Source organism: Mycobacterium toneyamaense, from assembly GCF_055384815.1.
The window spans coordinates 466548-482347 of record NZ_AP040333.1; the positions used below are offsets into that span (position 1 = coordinate 466548).

General features: G+C 64.4%; 15 protein-coding genes. 3 read left to right on the forward strand and 12 right to left on the reverse strand.

All coding sequences use genetic code 11. The annotated features are described in order from the left end of the window. Together ACZ5IQ_RS02095 and ACZ5IQ_RS02100 are read right to left on the reverse strand one after the other, a co-directional pair. Positions 1–747 carry a hypothetical protein gene (locus ACZ5IQ_RS02095; RefSeq protein WP_464480726.1) on the reverse strand — a complete coding sequence of 249 codons (747 nt, stop codon included), beginning with the start codon at positions 745–747 and terminating at the stop codon, positions 1–3. Continuing rightward, a complete protein-coding gene (locus ACZ5IQ_RS02100; protein ID WP_464480727.1) occupies positions 744–1697 on the reverse strand; it encodes a secretion protein EccK in 954 nt (317 codons plus the stop codon). Before ACZ5IQ_RS02100 ends, ACZ5IQ_RS02095 begins: the two co-directional genes overlap by 4 nt. Between ACZ5IQ_RS02100 and ACZ5IQ_RS02105 the strand changes: the two genes are divergently transcribed. Further along, entirely contained in the window at positions 1691–1876 is a 186-nt protein-coding gene (locus tag ACZ5IQ_RS02105) for a hypothetical protein (protein WP_464480728.1), read from the forward strand. The two genes, ACZ5IQ_RS02100 and ACZ5IQ_RS02105, sit on opposite strands and share 7 nt — an antisense overlap. A 1236-nt stretch (positions 1877–3112) precedes the next feature. On the opposite strand, the gene ACZ5IQ_RS02110 is transcribed toward ACZ5IQ_RS02105, so the two are convergent. From ACZ5IQ_RS02110 to ACZ5IQ_RS02125, 4 genes are all read right to left on the reverse strand, one after another. Further along, positions 3113–4270, reverse strand: a complete 1158-nt coding sequence (locus ACZ5IQ_RS02110; RefSeq protein WP_212808140.1) for a hypothetical protein — start codon at positions 4268–4270, stop codon at positions 3113–3115. Beyond that, positions 4267–5115, reverse strand: coding sequence for a hypothetical protein (locus tag ACZ5IQ_RS02115; protein WP_464480729.1), 849 nt, complete (start codon positions 5113–5115; stop codon positions 4267–4269). The genes ACZ5IQ_RS02110 and ACZ5IQ_RS02115 overlap by 4 nt, the downstream gene beginning before the upstream one ends. A 72-nt stretch (positions 5116–5187) precedes the next feature. Next, complete coding sequence (locus ACZ5IQ_RS02120) at positions 5188–5478, reverse strand: WXG100 family type VII secretion target (RefSeq protein WP_029120443.1); 291 nt, start codon at positions 5476–5478, stop codon at positions 5188–5190. A gap of 10 nt (positions 5479–5488) precedes the next feature. Continuing rightward, positions 5489–5791, reverse strand: coding sequence for a WXG100 family type VII secretion target (locus ACZ5IQ_RS02125; protein ID WP_135357213.1), 303 nt, complete (start codon positions 5789–5791; stop codon positions 5489–5491). Between the two features lie 297 nt (positions 5792–6088). On the opposite strand from ACZ5IQ_RS02125, the gene ACZ5IQ_RS02130 reads away from it, so the two are divergent. Further along, complete coding sequence (locus ACZ5IQ_RS02130) at positions 6089–7648, forward strand: hypothetical protein (RefSeq protein ID WP_464480730.1); 1560 nt, start codon at positions 6089–6091, stop codon at positions 7646–7648. A 12-nt stretch (positions 7649–7660) separates the two neighbouring features. On the opposite strand, the gene ACZ5IQ_RS02135 is transcribed toward ACZ5IQ_RS02130, so the two are convergent. Genes ACZ5IQ_RS02135 through ACZ5IQ_RS02155 form a run of 5 tightly spaced genes read right to left on the reverse strand, consistent with a single transcriptional unit; the run spans position 7661 to position 11826 of the window. Continuing rightward, the gene (locus ACZ5IQ_RS02135) at positions 7661–8404 is read right to left on the reverse strand and encodes a potassium channel family protein (RefSeq protein ID WP_464480731.1); all 744 of its coding nucleotides are present in this window, start codon (positions 8402–8404) and stop codon (positions 7661–7663) included. A gap of 37 nt (positions 8405–8441) precedes the next feature. After that, the gene (locus ACZ5IQ_RS02140; RefSeq protein WP_212808145.1) at positions 8442–9341 is read right to left on the reverse strand and encodes an aldose 1-epimerase; all 900 of its coding nucleotides are present in this window, start codon (positions 9339–9341) and stop codon (positions 8442–8444) included. 14 nt (positions 9342–9355) lie between these two features. Next, positions 9356–10522: an FAD-binding oxidoreductase gene (locus ACZ5IQ_RS02145; protein ID WP_212808146.1), complete on the reverse strand. Its 1167-nt coding sequence runs from the start codon at positions 10520–10522 to the stop codon at positions 9356–9358. Then, positions 10522–11145, reverse strand: coding sequence for a CYTH domain-containing protein (locus ACZ5IQ_RS02150; protein ID WP_212808147.1), 624 nt, complete (start codon positions 11143–11145; stop codon positions 10522–10524). Before ACZ5IQ_RS02150 ends, ACZ5IQ_RS02145 begins: the two co-directional genes overlap by 1 nt. 15 nt (positions 11146–11160) lie before the next feature. Beyond that, positions 11161–11826: a GAP family protein gene (locus tag ACZ5IQ_RS02155; protein ID WP_212808148.1), complete on the reverse strand. Its 666-nt coding sequence runs from the start codon at positions 11824–11826 to the stop codon at positions 11161–11163. Positions 11827–12013: 187 nt separating this feature from the next. Between ACZ5IQ_RS02155 and clpB the strand changes: the two genes are divergently transcribed. Beyond that, on the forward strand, positions 12014–14560 hold the full coding sequence (gene clpB, locus ACZ5IQ_RS02160) for an ATP-dependent chaperone ClpB (protein ID WP_318984667.1): 2547 nt from the start codon (positions 12014–12016) through the stop codon (positions 14558–14560). A gap of 161 nt (positions 14561–14721) precedes the next feature. Here clpB and ACZ5IQ_RS02165 read toward each other — a convergent pair whose 3' ends face one another. Then, a complete protein-coding gene (locus tag ACZ5IQ_RS02165; protein ID WP_464480732.1) occupies positions 14722–15798 on the reverse strand; it encodes an NAD(P)H-dependent amine dehydrogenase family protein in 1077 nt (358 codons plus the stop codon). Between the last annotated feature and the right edge of the window lie 2 nt (positions 15799–15800).

Below are 15800 nucleotides of genomic sequence, written 5' to 3' on the forward strand. Positions count from 1 at the left end.
TCAACGGGTTTGGCGGTCCACCTCGTCAGGTGTGTAGAAGAACTCGCGGTCATCCTCACGATCAGCGAACATGCCAGCGTGTTCCAAGAGCTGGAAAAACACTCGATATAGCCGGCGGTAGATCACTAGTTCTTGATCGATGAGCGCGGCCACCCACGGGTTGTGCTCGGGTGCAGCAGCGAGCCCTCCGACGGAATCGAGCTGCATCCGGAGCGGATTCTGATCCCGATGAGTCGTGAAAATCTCGCCAACGGCTAACAGCAATCCATAGGACGGGTCGTCGGGCATTGGTGGGTCAGCGCCAAAGTCGATGTCCAAGAACGCAAATGTGGCCCGCCGGATGCAGTCGGCAGAGGCGATGATGACGCGGTTCAGATCATCATCGCCAGCCCTGGCGACGACGTCGACCGTTAGGTTGAACCAGGACCGCTGCCGCCGCCAATGACCGAGAATGCGCTGGACCCATTCTCCGATCTCTGGCGCACCGCGCTCGAACAGCTTCACCGCGTGCCGGTCGATCGACTCGATCGTGGCATCGGCATCGATGTTTAAAACCCATGGTTCACGTAGATGTGCGATCCGCTCGACTACCTCGCGACTGCCGGCACCGATCGCGGCCGCTCGGCTGGCGTCGTCGCCGCTAGCAATGGCCGACAGCAATTGTGTGTCCATGTGCCGATATAGCTCGGGAAAGACCTCGAACGGCCGGACAGCAGTGCGCTCCCATGCGTCACCGGAATCGTTCACGCCTGAACGCTGCCAAGAACGGGATTCGTGGCGTCCTGGCAGATCGACGAAACATGTTGCCAGTAGATCCAATCCGACATCGCCGCACGCTGCGCAGCCACATGCGGAGCGGTGTACGCCTTGTACAGCTCGACACTTTGCATGTGATCGGCGTATGCGATGAGCTTCGTCAGATGGTCAACCGGACCGTTGGTGCCAGTCGTACGTAGCAGCGGCTTGATCGTCTCTACCCAGAGCTTCATGGTCTGCTTGGCGTCGGGTGGGGCATCTTGCACCGGTCGAGGCGGCAGTGCCTCGTACAGCGTGACGTCAGACCATTCCTCAAGTCGCGCAGCGGCTTCCGGTGCAATCACTTGCAGGCGAGACCGACCTTGCATCGTGCCGTCGGCGGGGATGTCGTCAGGTGCCAACTCCTCGGCATGCATGCTCGACTTGTAGGGCTTCACCTCGTCAGGCGTGCCGATGATCGCGCGAAGCGTCTTGCCATGGAACTGCGCCCAGCCTTGTAATGCGAGGAACGGTACATTGACCCAGCGGCCGCGCTCAGCCGGCGAGATTGCCTCATCCGCACTGACCAGGGTCACCTGCCCTGGGAGCTTGACCCCGTCCGGGATGTAGCCGATCCCGTACGAGTTGGCCGCAAGAATCTGGCCCTCGGACGTGACTCCAACCGCCCACGTGAACTGATAGCTGGCCGCCGGAATAGACGGCGGCGCATGCAATGCCGCGGAAATGCGCCGCGCGATTTCGATATCTGCGTCGGTGTTTCCTGCCGACTTACGTTGCAGCAGGCCGGCTTTGGCGGCCGCTGCCATGGCGTCGCGCTCTGCGCGCGCCGGGCTGACCGGGATCGGCGCGGCCGCGGCAGCAGCTTGCTGGTTGTTCGTACCGGCCGCGGCGACACCTGGGCCTGTTGGTCCGACGGGGCCGCCCTGTCCGGGTTGTGCCACCGGTGCCGCCGGAGAAGGCGTGGGAGCAGGGCCCAGCGGAGCTGCCGGTGCAGCCGGTGCTGCAGCCGCGGGGCCACCGACAGACCCGCCGCCTGCTGCCGATGCGGCACCGACGGGTGCGGCGCTTGTCGCCGACGTACCGCTGGCTGCACCAGTCGGTGTCGCCGGAGGTGGCGTAGTGGGCTGTTGCGTCGCCGGCTGGGCTGCGGCCAGCGGTTGCGAAGTGTTACCCGCGCCGCTCTGCAGACCCTGGCCGAATTGCTGCAGCCCTTGCTGCAGAGGGTTGTTCGGTTGGCCGCCCGGCTGCTGTGCTCCGGTTGGCTGGCCGCTTGGGTTGCTCGTCTGCGAGGCACTGGTGCTGCTAGGCGATCCCCCCAGCCCACTGACAGGACTGCTGCTTCCGCTGCTGGTGGCCGCGGCAGATGTGCCGCCGCTGCCACCACCCACGCTTCTCGCCCCGGACGGTGGAGTTTGTGTCACGACGCCCGCCAACCCATTGGCCGTACCGCCGTTGTTGGCTGCGAGCTCGGCTGGCTGCGCTCCGGCCGCTGGTTTCGCAATGGGCGCCGCTGGCAGTTGATCGTTCGCGCGCCCGTGTTCTGGAGTTTGGGGTGTTGGGGCGCCAGGCCCAGGTGCTGGATTGTTGGTTGCTGGGGTCACCTTTGGTGCTTCTGGCGATTGATCGTTCGCGCGCTCGTGTCCTGGAGCTTGTGGTGTAGGGGCGCCGGACCCAGGCCCAGGCGCAGGTCCAGGCGCTGGGTTATTGGCAGTTGGGGTCACCTTTGGTGCTTCTGGCGATTGATCGTTCGCGCGCCCGTGCCCTGGGGCAGGTGCACCCGGCCCTGAGGGATTCGGTGCCGATGTAGGCGGTGCCAGCACAGGCAGGCCGTTTGAAAGGAGATCTTGTTCGTTTAGTGCTGGCTTGTATCCGGGTGGTTGTCCAACACTGAGTGTCGCTTTGGAAACCACATCGAGATTGGCTCGGTAGCACTGCTTCTTTCGATTTTGAACGAGAGTGGCGTAATCGGGATCATCCTGGGACAGTTTGGCGATATCTGATAATGCCTTACCCACATTATCGATGATCTCGTCTTTTGCTTTGGCGATGGCCTGTGCCACGTCATTGTTCCAGTTCGCCGCATTCGTGAGATGCTGCCGCATCTCAGCGAATTTCCGAAGAATTCCGCTCCCTTTTCCTTCTGCAGCAGATGCGGCTTCACCGGACCAATTTCCCCCACCGTTGCGGAACGTGTCGCGGTGCTTTGAATCCCAAGGCGTGGAGCTGTGAGTAACAAGATTTCGGAGCGCGTTCACGCAATCTTCTGCGACTTGGTGAAAGCGACTTTCACTTGCTTCAGGCCAGCCTCCAGGCTCTAACATCTCGTCAGCGCCACTCGGCTTTTGCCTGTCAGTCATCAGCTCGCCCCCGTGGCCTTGCACGCCGAGCTAATTGCCCCCGATACCCGCCAGAACACGTTGTAAAGATCGGTATCAGCACTGGTGTATGTCGGGATGCCCTCGACGTAAGCCCGGCTGTACTGAGCTGCGAGTACTGCAAAATCTTCGATAATTGGGTTTGCGCTTTTGTGTCCTAGCTGTGTCATTTCTTCGGAGATTCTAGTGAGAACTGATTTTATTGCATCGTTCTCCGCGCGGTACTCCGGAGGCCAGTCGCTTGCAGGGATATTTGTGTCCTCTTTGTTCCATTTTTCGTATGCCGGATCTGCTTGGAGTCGGTCGAGAATCGTAGTCCAGTCGGAGCACCCTTGGTCTGACTCCATCAAAAATCTCACTGGCTTGTCAGGATCGCCGATCGGCGCAATTTTAGATGGTGAAGGCGCACTTGCAACCAATGGCCCACGTGCAGCAGCGGAACCGGACTTTGCCGCCTGGCAGATATTCGTTAGTGCCATCCCGATGATGGTCGCCGTCGAAACGAGGTAGTTATCGTTGGGTGTGTAATTCGGGACATGGTCAACAAATGCGCGTATATAGGCGATGTACTGTTGGTACAGCTCTCTCATCACTCGGTGAGGTGTCAACTTAATCAATGGAACGGTCTGATCTGCCGACTTTCGAAAAGCTTCAGCTGCCGATTGGTAAAGCGCTCGTGTTTCCGGCGTCCAGCCTGTAGCCGGAACGGATGGGTCACGCTTGTCCCAGCCATTCTTCACACTATTTGCCAACGTGTCGTTGATCGGCTGCCACGGCGCACACGACGGGTCCTCGATAATAACCGAAACAGGTCCGGTGTCGTTAGCGCTGGCGATATCAGATTTCGAGCCCGATGATGGCGTATTCCCGCCGCCACCGTTGTTGGAACCATTGCCGCCAGCGCATGACACCGCCACCACGGCGGTGACCGCGATGACAGCGATTAGGGCGATTGCACCGAGGACCCACTTCAGCGGGCCCTTCTTCTGAGGAGCAGGAGCTGGATTCGGCCACTGCTGTTGCGGGTTCCACTGCCCCTGCGGACCCGGCCCATGTTGTCCACCGGGGTAGCCCTGCCAGTTTCCGGGCTGCTGCGGGGGGTGAGCACCCCACGGGCCGGACTGCGGTGGCTGGGTCACAGTTGTTCCTCCACATTGGGTCGGGTCGGTGCGGCGTGTCGTGGTGCAGACGAAGACGGGGGGACGGGGGGAGCGCTTGAACCGTGGATCGGCGCTGCAGCATGCTTGCCCTCGACCGGAGCCTTCGGCTGCGCTTTCTCGGACTGCGCCTGCGACTTGTCTTTGTCGTCTGCCGACTTCTTTTCTTCGTCGGCTTTCTTGTCGTCAGCAGCTTTCTGCGCAGCGTCTTCTGGCTTGTCCTTGTCGGACTCGCCCTTCTTGCCGGCCATTTGGCCGATCTGCTGGCCCACTTGCTGGGCCATCTGCATCGCCGCTTGCGGGATTGCTCCCGCTGCCTGGGCCATCTGCATAGGCATCTGCAGCATCTGGCCGCCCATCTGGCCGAGTTGGCTCAGCTGACTCATCGGATCCCCGCCGGCACTTGTCGCGCCCGATGCGACCGCGGACGTTGCGCCAGCTTTGGCCGAATTGGCGGCGCCGCCGGGTGAGCCCGCCCCGCCGCCACCGCCTGGCACGCCACCGCCGCCGCCAGACCCTTGGCCTGCCGGATCATCGAGCTTTTGTTTCAGCACGTCTGCCGCGGCCTGTTGATCAGTCGTCGCGTACGTGGACGCCGCGTCCTTGACGTTCGCTGCATAGGCCGCGGTCTCGGTTTTCAGCTTGGGCAAGCCGGTCGTTATCGGGTCCGCGAACTTTGGGGCATTGGTCGCCGCGGCAGACGACAGCGCATCTGCGGCGGGCGGAATGTAGAAAGCCGGAGCAGCCGGCACCGCGTCCGACGCTGCTTGAAACGCTTGACCGGCAGCCGCGAGTTGGGCTGTATCAACCTTCAACGTAGGCGTCATCTGCTGCCCGCCCTGCGATGCGCCCCCAGCGGACGGTGACTACTCGACACCGAATTCCCCTCCCTGAGTCGGTCAGCCGAACTTGCCCTTGAGCTTCCCCTCGGCGGATTCCATCGAATCATGACCGCCCTGGATGGCGCCGATCAGCTTGTTCAAGGCTTCCAGCGCAGCGTCGGCCTTCTCACCCCACGAACGCTCGGCAGCTTGCCACCCCTCACGAGCGGTGCCGTGCCAGATGTCGCTGCTGACCATCTGAATCCGAGCGCGCTCCTCGGCCAGAACGTCGTTCAACCGCTTGTGCTCATCCTTGAGGTCGCCGACCGTCTGCTCGATCTTCGCAAAGTGCCACTCTTGCTCGGCCATTGATGTCCCCCTACAGATGCATTGCTTGGGTCAGGCCTGAGGCGGCATTGGTGTCGGTCGAGTCGTAGGCCGCAACCGCGGAGTGCAGCTTTTCGGTAATGCCGTGTTGCTCGGTGCGCAGTGCGGCCATCGCCTTCTGATAGCTGCTCAGAGCCGCCGCGACGGCCTTGCCCGTGTCGCCCTTCAGTGCCTCACCGAATGAGTCGATGGCGTGCCCGACCGTCTTCTCATGCGACTCGAGATGACCGATAGTCTCCTCGAGTTTCGCCACCTGATGCCGCAGCATCTCTGTGTCGACCTTGACTACGTCCACGCCGCCCCCTTCACACGACAACCCCGGACCGATTTTACGCCGGGGCGGTTATCAGTCGTCCCAATAAGGATAGTGGGCCGGAAGAGCGGTTACCTGCACCAAAAGTGTGGGCAGATCGTGCGAGGCGCGTGGCTTCGCTGACTTTTCGAGTGGCGCGTCATGGCCCCGATAGGATTGGGCTGTCGTCGACAGCACAAGTTTGCGCTTGACGCTGACTGCGGCCCGACATCCATCTGAAGCAGATACCTAGAGCGATTCTTGCCAGTGGCCTCGACCGATCCTGCACCGAGATTGTGGGTGTCCGAAGACGCTCAGATTGGTGAACTCGTCGCTGGCTTTGATGCGGTCGCGAACCTGCGCATTCCGTACGGAAAGTTGCCGCCTCGTGCGCGGAGTTTGTACGCATCGCGCTACACAACGTGGTCCGACATCGCCGAAACGACGATCGCCGAACTGCTTGAATCTCGATCGAGCGGGGTCCGTACCGTCGCGTCGATCGTGGCAGCAGCACATGACGCAGTGAGCCAATTGGCGGACTCTGTGGACGGTCCTCAACCGTCGCTTGCAGACGGGCTCGATCGATTGGTGGCTGGCATCGGGGAGCGCGACCACCGCGTTCTGCGCGCTCGAGCATGGGGATCCACTCAAGTCACTCAAGAGCGGCTCGCCGAAGAGCTTGGTGTGCACCCGACCTGGTTGTGGCGAAACGATAGCCGGATTCGGTCGCGCTTCGCGGAACTACTCAGCGAACCTGGCCACTTTTGGATCCGGCAGTCGGCAGATGAATTGCGCCGCAGGCTCGGCATCTATGTGCCGCGAGAAACAGTCGAGTCAGAGATTCAGCAGCTGGGGCTAGAGCCGACGAGCGAAGCCGCCCGGCTGTTGCTGTACGTCGCCGGGCCGTACAAGGAGCATGGGGACTGGTTCGAAGATGCGTCGCAGGGCGGACTTCGACGGGTCGATGCTTGTGTCCGGAGGCTCTTTCGTGGAGGGCCCGCCCAGACCCTGGAGACACTGGCTGGGGAGCTCACAGCCGAAGGGATGCGGCGAGATGCAGTGCCTCCGTATTTGGACACGCTGGCACTGAGCAGGATTGGCGGCGCCTACCTGCCGCCGCGCTCTGGGCTCAGGGCCAAGATCGTAGCGGCATTGGACGCTGCTGGGCGGCCGATGACTGCCGAAGAAATCAGCGGCATGGTGGGGGATTCGGTCAGCGCCAAATCTGTACTGAAAGCGTTGCACGGCAACGACACATTTAGGCGAACGAGCCGAACTGGATGGGCCTTGGCCGGGTGGAGTTATCCCGAGTACGGCGGCATCGCGCAAGAACTGACCAACCGTATCGAGGCTGCCGGCGGGCGGATGCCGGTACGGACTTTGCTTGACGACATGCTCAAGGCATTCCCGGACATCAAGGAAAGCTCAGTCCGTACGTACCTGGCGACTCTCGCGTTCGTAACCGAAAGGGGCATGGTGCGTTGCCGACGCCCCGAAGACGCATGGCCATCAATACCTTCACTGAGCACCGTGCCTGGCGCAGTTCGCCAGTCCGGCGGCTGCATCGGAATTGCCATCCCAGTGACTGCACACGTTCTCCGAGGTTCGGGCTTGTCGATCGATCCGCCTGTCGCGCAGGCGATCGGTGTGACGCCGGGGAACCGCCGCGACTTCGAAACATCCAACGGGTCCGTCTCCGTTGCGTGGGCACTGTCCGAGCCCGCTGCGCCCAACATGGGATCAATTCGCCGTCTTGCCAAGGCCGCTGGAGTTCGCCTTGGCGATTCCCTTGTGCTGATCTTTGATCCAAATGAAGGCGTGCTGCGTGCAGAGCGTGGCCAACGGAACGAAGCGGGTTAGCTGTGACGCTGCTCAGTTGACTGGAGTTGCATCTCCACTCACCTTGTCGCGCAACAACTCCCGCAGTTGTGCGATCTCACCCCGCAGGTCTTCGATGTGCGCTGCCGTCACGGCGTCTTGTTTCTGATCGTCGATCGACACGCTCTGCACGATCCATGACGCGATGGTCGCGGTGATCGAACCGACCAGGCTGATGCCGCCGATCATCATGAGGCTGGCCATGACCCGGCCGGTCGTGGTGACGGGATACATGTCGCCGTAGCCGACGGTGGTGATCGTGGTCATCGCCCACCACACGGCCAGGCCGAAGCTCGTGATGTGGGCGTCCGGCGCACCCCGCTCGGCTTCGTACACCGCCAGCGCCCCGACGTACACCAGCAGCACCGCGCCCGAGATGGTGTAGATGATCACTTTGCCGCGGATGGCATTGCCGATGGCCTTCTGCAGGGCGCCGACCAGCACGACCAGCCGGAGCAGGCGCAGTGGCCGCAACAGCGGCAGCAGCACGACGGCAAGGTCGACCAGATGCCGGAAGAACCACTGCTTGCGGTCGGGGGCCAGGTAGAGCCGGGCCGCGTAGTCCGCGGTGAATACTGCCCACGCCAACCAGGTCACCAAGGTCAGCAGCCGCGCGACGAGTCCGTGCGGCTGGGCGAGGACCTCGATGCTGTAGGCGGCCAGGAACAGGGCGGCGACGGCGGCCAGGGGCCACTCCGCGCGGTGTTCCCACCGGTCGAGGCGGTCTTGCGTATCCACGTCAGAAAGTGTGCGGCACCGGCCGCGATTTCGGAACTCAGTTGACCGTGATCGAGAACCGCGCTGTCGCCGGTCGACCCGGCGCCGCGACGCGGTGGCCGCCACGACGCAGCGCGTCGGTGGGCGCGGCCATGGGCTCGATGGCCACCAATGCGTCGCCGGGCGGCGCGAACAGCTGCGCGGCGGGGTAGCCGGTTTCGAACGTCACCGTGATCCGGTGGTCGCCACCGCTGAGGATGAACTGCGCGCCGTCGGGCACCTGGTCGAACCCGTCGTCGTAGGCGGTGTCGCCGAGCGGCGCGGACTGCGCCGGCCACGGTTCGACAACACCGCACGGCAATCCGCGATCATCGGTCGGCAGGTGCCGCATCGCCGGCGTCTCCAGTACCCAATCCTCACGGGGCACACCCGGAATCGTCAGGTACGGGTGGTACCCGAAGCACAGCGGCACCGCTGCGGACGCCGACGGCCGGACGGTCGTCTCGACCGACAGGACACGACCCACCAACGTGGCCCGCTGCGTCAGCACATGCGGGAACGGGAACGACGCCAACAGGCCGGGCCGGTTGAAATCGACTGCGGCGGTGACCGAATTCGCGGACTGCTCGACGATCACCCAACCCGGGTACGCGGCCAGGACACCGTGCATGGGTGCGCCGTGCGGGTCGGTACGGACACCGCCGGAGCCGGGCGTCAACGTGACGACGCCACCGTCGACGTCATATGTGTTGGCGCCCAACCGGTTCGCCCACGGATACAGCAGCGGGATACCCATGGTCTTGGCGTTCGCCAGGTAGGCGTCGAGGCCGCGGCGCTGGCCGAGGAACTCGAGATCGCCTTCGGCGAACGACGTGCCGATCATGCCGGCACCGGGGACGAACGTCGCCCTCATCGCGGACTCGGGGTCGCGCAAGACGACGGTGTCGAGTTCGGCCATCGATTCCTCCAGCGTCAGTGGGCCAACGGGTCGTGCTGAATACGTTCTGGTGGTGCGCCTTTGGCGATCAGGGCGGCTTTGGTCGCCGTGACCATCGCGGGCCCGCCGCACAGCAGGATCTGCCGGTCGCCCCAGCTGCCGTAGCTCGTCACGACGTCTGCCAGCAGCCCCGTCTGCCGGACGTGCAGCCCGCGCGGCGGCGTCACATCGGGATAGTCGGCGGCCCACGGCGGATCGGTGGAGTACTCGGACACCGGCGTGACGGACAGCCACGGATTGGTGGCCGCGATCTCCCAGAGGACACGCAGGTCGTACAGGTCGCACGGGTAGCGCCCGCCGAAGAACAGGTGCACGCGCGGATTCTCGGCCTCGCGGCACAGATTCATCAACAGCGCCCGCAGCGGGGCGAGTCCGGTGCTGCCGGCCACCATGAGCACATCACCGTCGGAACGTGAAACATGCATTCCGCCATGCGGATTGGACAGTCGCCAGCGGTCGCCGGGCGCGGTCTGGTTGACGATCGCGGTGCTCACCATGCCGCCGCTGACGGAGCGGACGTGAAACTCGATGGCGCCGCTGGCATCTGACGGCATCGAGGGACTCAGGTGTCGCCAGCGTCGCGGCCACTGCGGCACCTGCACCGCGACGTACTGCCCGGCGTGATACGGCAGCGCCTGGTCGAGCTGCAGTCGTACCACCGAGACATCCCGGGTGACGCGCAGATGCTCGACGACGGTGCCGTCGACATAGGGCGGCGTCTGTTCGGCATCGGCCGCGCCGCGCATGACGCCGACGATCAGGTCCACGGCATGCGTGGTGGCCTCGGCGACCCGGGCATCCCAGCGGTCGCCGAGTTCATCGCGCAGGGTGGTCAGCAGCGCGTCCTGCAGCGCCGCGTAATGCTGATGTCCCACACCGTATTTGCGGTGATCCCGGCCGAGCTGGGCCAGGAATGCCACCGGCTCCTCGGCGCGCTGCTCGATGAACTCGCCCAGCACCCAGAACAGCGCCTGGCTGAAGGCGGTGCGCTGGCCGGCCAGGTCGGGTGGGAAGAGGTCGCGCGCCGACAGGTCGCCGGCGAACCACCGGGTGTAGAAGCGGCCGATCACGTCGTCCCCGCCGCGCGCAGGGTCGACCACGGCCCGCACCGTCATCAGCGCTTCGCGGTCGTCAAGTCCCATCAGGCATCGTCGAAGTGGTTCTGCCCCAACGTGTTGACGAAGCTGGGGCCCAGCCGGTCGAGTTCGCGCCGGTGTGCGTCGGCCCACGTGCCGTACGGCTGGTGGGCCAGGTACTCGTTGCGGAACCGGTCGTCCTCGGACACCTCGGTGACACAGAACGTCGGGATCGCCAGGTCGACCACCGGTCCGCCGCGCTCGACCTCGGCCAGCAGGAGCGGGGCATTGCCGCCGGTGAATCGGTCGATGATCCAGCCGTCCTCACCCAGCCACACCGAATACCGCACCTTGGTGACGACGTGCTCGGCGCGACGGACGATTTCGCCGGCCACCAACGGATCGAGTTCGCGTTCGGCCTCATAGCGGGTGCCGCCGGTGGCCGGGCCCTTGGCGGTCATGGTGCCGATCGAGTCGCTGCCGATGGCGTCGATGAGGTCCAGCGCCGGATCACTGAGATCGGCCGGAGCGGGGCCCTGGACGCGCACCCGGACGGCATAGCCATCGGACGCGAACAGGTAGGCCTGCACGATCAGGGCAGGGCTCGGGTCGGACGCTGTGACAGCGGGCAGGTCGCGGACGAGGAACTTTCGTTCGAACTCGAAATCGCCGAAGCCGGACTCGGACATGGTTAAACGGTAGTCCTAGAGGTGGCTCAGGCCCTTGTATGCCACGAGAAGTCCGATGACGATCAGGATTCCGGCGACCAGCACCGCGTGCTGGCGGTGCAGCCAGGCGCCGAGGCGGGCCATGGCCGGGTCCAGCCGTTCGCCGGCGGCGGCGTAGGTCAGGATCGGGATGGCGACCGAGCTGCCCGCCACCACGGTGAAACACAGCACCGATGCCAAGGCAGCCGCGTGGGGGAGTTCGTCGGTGCTGATCGCCAGACCGGCGGCGACGCACATGAACAGCACTTTCGGGTTCACGACCGCGAGCACCGCGGCGGTCACGAAGCCCCGGCCGGGGGTGACACTGGTCAGCTTCCGCATCCAGGCCGGCTCGGGAGCGTCGTGGTTGCGGTTGGCCCAGCGGTAGATGCCGAAGACGACCAGCAGGACGCCGATCACGATGCGCACCCACGACGCCGTCGTCGACGGATGGCCGGCCTCGGGCATGAGGCCGGACAGCTGGACGAAAACCCCGGTGAGTACGCCGATGGCCACGAGCCAGCCCGCGAGAAACGTCAGGCCGGTGATGCGGGCGTGGGGGGATTGCAGCACCAGGACCGCGGGAATGATCGACAGTGGAGAAAGGGCGATCACCAAGGCGAGGGGAATCAGTTCGGTCAGGACCGAAGCCCAATCTGTCATGCGTGCACCCCTTCGCGGTCGCGACAAGTATGCCTTCACCGACAAGGGGCATTCGGACAGCGTGGAAAAGGACTTGTGGCGGTATTGAAAATTGGTCGGAATTTTCTAGACTTGAGCGGAACAGACTCAACCTTGACGACGTTGAACTCAGCGACAAGCATTTTTCTGTAGACGAAAGGGAGGTGTCGTGGACTCGTTCAACCCGACCACGAAGACTCAGGCGGCGCTGACCTCAGCGTTGCAGGCGGCGACTGCCGCCGGAAACCCGGAGATCCGTCCGGCGCACTTGTTGATGGCTCTGCTGACCCAGAATGACGGCATCGCCGCGCCTCTGCTGGAGGCCGTCGGTGTCGAGCCCGCCGCCATCCGGGCCGAAGCCCAGCGGCTGATCGACCAGCTGCCGAGTGCCAGTGGCGCCAACTCGACGCCGCAACTGTCTCGTGAGTCGGTGGCAGCCCTGACGGCTGCCCAGCACCTGGCCACCGAGATGGACGACGAATACGTCTCCACCGAGCACCTGCTGTACGGCCTGGCCAGTGGCGACTCCGACGTCGCCAAGCTGCTGGTCAACCACGGCGCCGCGCCGCAGACCCTGCGCGAGGCGTTCGTGAAGGTCCGCGGCAGCGCCCGCGTCACCAGCCCCGACCCCGAGGGCAGCTACCAGGCGCTGGAGAAGTACTCCACCGACCTGACAGCACGCGCCCGGGACGGCAAGCTCGACCCGGTCATCGGTCGCGACAACGAGATTCGTCGTGTCGTGCAGGTCCTGAGCCGGCGCACGAAGAACAACCCCGTGCTGATCGGTGAGCCCGGCGTCGGTAAGACCGCAATCGTCGAGGGCCTGGCCCAGCGCATCGTCCAAGGTGACGTACCGGAGAGCCTGCGGGACAAGACCGTCATCTCCCTGGACCTCGGATCCATGGTGGCCGGCGCCAAGTACCGCGGCGAGTTCGAAGAGCGGCTCAAGGCCGTCCTCGATGACATCAAGAACTCGGCCGGTCAGGTCATCACCTTCATCGACGAGTTGCACACCATCGTGGGTGCCGGCGCGACCGGCGAGTCCGCGATGGACGCCGGCAACATGATCAAGCCCATGCTGGCCCGTGGCGAGCTGCGGCTGGTCGGTGCGACCACTCTCGAGGAGTACCGCAAGTACATCGAGAAGGACGCCGCCCTGGAGCGCCGCTTCCAGCAGGTGCTGGTCGGTGAGCCGTCGGTCGAGGACACCGTCGGCATCCTGCGCGGCCTCAAGGACCGCTACGAGGTGCACCACGGTGTGCGCATCACGGACTCGGCTCTGGTGGCCGCGGCGACTCTTTCCGATCGCTACATCACGAGCCGCTTCCTGCCGGACAAGGCCATCGACCTCGTCGACGAGGCCGCGTCCCGGCTGCGCATGGAGATCGACTCCCGGCCCGTCGAGATCGACGAGGTCGAGCGACTGGTCCGTCGCCTCGAGATCGAGGAGATGGCGCTGTCCAAGGAAGAGGACGACGCGTCGAAGGAGCGGTTGGAGAAGCTGCGCTCGGAGTTGGCCGACTACAAGGAGAAGCTCTCCGAGCTGACCACGCGGTGGCAGAACGAGAAGAACGCCATCGACATCGTCCGCGAGCTCAAGGAACAGCTGGAGACGTTGCGCGGTGAGGCCGACCGGGCCGAGCGCGACGGCGATCTGGCCAAGGCCGCCGAGCTGCGGTACGGCCGGATCCCCGCGGTCGAGAAGCAACTCGACGCGGCGCTGCCCGTTGCCGAGGCCCGCGAGAACGTCATGCTCAAGGAAGAGGTCAGCCCCGACGACATCGCCGACGTGGTGTCGGCGTGGACGGGCATCCCGGCCGGCCGCATGCTCGAGGGTGAGACGGCCAAGCTGCTGCGGATGGAGAGCGAGCTGGGCAAGCGCGTCATCGGCCAGGCCGAAGCCGTGGTTGCGGTGTCCGACGCCGTGCGCCGGGCCCGGGCCGGGGTCGCCGACCCCAACCGCCCGACGGGTTCGTTCCTGTTCCTGGGCCCGACCGGTGTCGGTAAGACCGAGCTGGCAAAGGCGTTGGCGGAGTTCCTGTTCGACGACGAACGCGCGATGGTCCGCATCGACATGAGCGAGTACGGCGAGAAGCACTCGGTGGCTCGTCTGGTCGGTGCCCCTCCTGGCTATGTCGGCTACGACGCCGGCGGTCAGCTGACCGAGGCGGTGCGGCGACGCCCGTACACGGTGGTGCTGTTCGACGAGGTCGAGAAGGCACACCCGGACGTCTTCGACGTGCTGCTGCAGGTGCTCGACGAAGGACGGCTGACCGACGGCCAGGGCCGCACCGTCGACTTCCGCAACACCATCCTGATCCTGACGTCCAACCTGGGCGCCGGAGGTACTCCGGATCAGGTGATGGCGGCGGTGCGTGCCAAGTTCAAGCCGGAGTTCATCAACCGGCTCGACGACGTGCTGATCTTCGACGCGCTGAACCCGGACCAGCTGGTGTCCATCGTCGACATCCAGCTGCAGCAGCTGCAGAAGCGGCTGGCGCAGCGGCGCCTCCAGCTGGAGGTCTCGCTGGACGCCAAGAAGTGGCTGGGCGACCGTGGCTTCGACCCGCTGTACGGTGCGCGCCCGCTGCGCCGGCTGGTGCAGCAGGCGATCGGCGACCAGCTGGCCAAGAAGCTGCTGGCCGGCGAGGTGCACGACGGCGACACCGTCCCGGTGAACGTCAGTGAAGACGGCGAGAGCCTGGTGCTCGGCTGAGTCTCAGGTAGTTCCCGAGTAGATGTGAAAACCCCCTATTTCTTTGGAAATAGGGGGTTTTCGCTTGGCGTGCGCAACAGTGCCGACGAAAGTGCATGAGTTCAATCGGACTGCCATCTCCAGGTGCCTAGTGATTGAAGCTACGTACTTTTCGCTGGGCGTCAGATGTTGAACCGCCCCGCGAAACCGCGTAGCGGCACGTCGGCGCTCGTCAGCAGGCCGGGCGGGGCCTTGACCACCGAGGCGATGACGTTGAGCGCGGGCAGCCCCGTCACGGTCATGCCGATCGAGGCGAAGTTGTCCGGATTCGACAGATCCACACCGGGTTTCGGGTAGATCATGTGCTTGTTGTAGACGCACGGGTCACCCTTGATCTGAGTGATGTAGCAGCCCTTGATGTTCCAGCTCGGGTCGGTGTGCGGCGTCATCTGCCATTCCAGGTGCGTCTCGATGCGCGGAACGCCGTCGATCATGCCCTGGTACTTGATGTAGTTGCCGCCAAGGGAGCCCTTCGGCAGCGTGTACCAGCCCAGGTCGACGTCTTTGGTGCAGGCGCCGAGTTCCGCGCTGAATGTCACCTCGTCGAGCTCGAGCCCGAAGCAGTCGGCCATCATCAGCACACTGTCGGCGAACACCCGCGTGTACTTCTCCAGTTTCGCCGGGATCGACGGATCGTCAACGGGCAGACCGTATCCCACCTCGATCCAGGTGTCCTTGCTGTGGTGGCAGGACACGTCGACGGATTCGATGGTGGTGACGTTCTCGATCTCGGCGACGTCGGCCGAACACACCACGCCCAGGATCTGGTTGACGCCGGGGTTCATGCCGGTGCCGTAGAACGTCGACCCGCCCTTCGCGCAGGCCTCGGCCAGCAGCTGCGACACCGGTTTGCCCGAGGGATGCGGGTGGTTGGTGTCGCGGTGCCAGCCGGTGATCCAGTCGGCCGTCGTCACGATATTGATCCCGGCCTCAAGGACTTTCACGTACAGATCCTCGTCGGGGAAGACACCGTGGAAGGTGAGGACATCGGGTTTCGCGGCGATGATGTCGTCGACCGAGCCGGTGGCGATGACGCCGATCGGCCCGATTCCCGCGATCTCGCCGGCATCGCGTCCCACTTTTTCCGTTGTGTAGCAATGCAATCCGACCAATTCGAGGTCGGGACGCTTGCCGATGCGCCTGATCATCTCGGTACCGACGTTGCCGGTTGCCACCTGGAAGACGCGAATCTTGGACATCT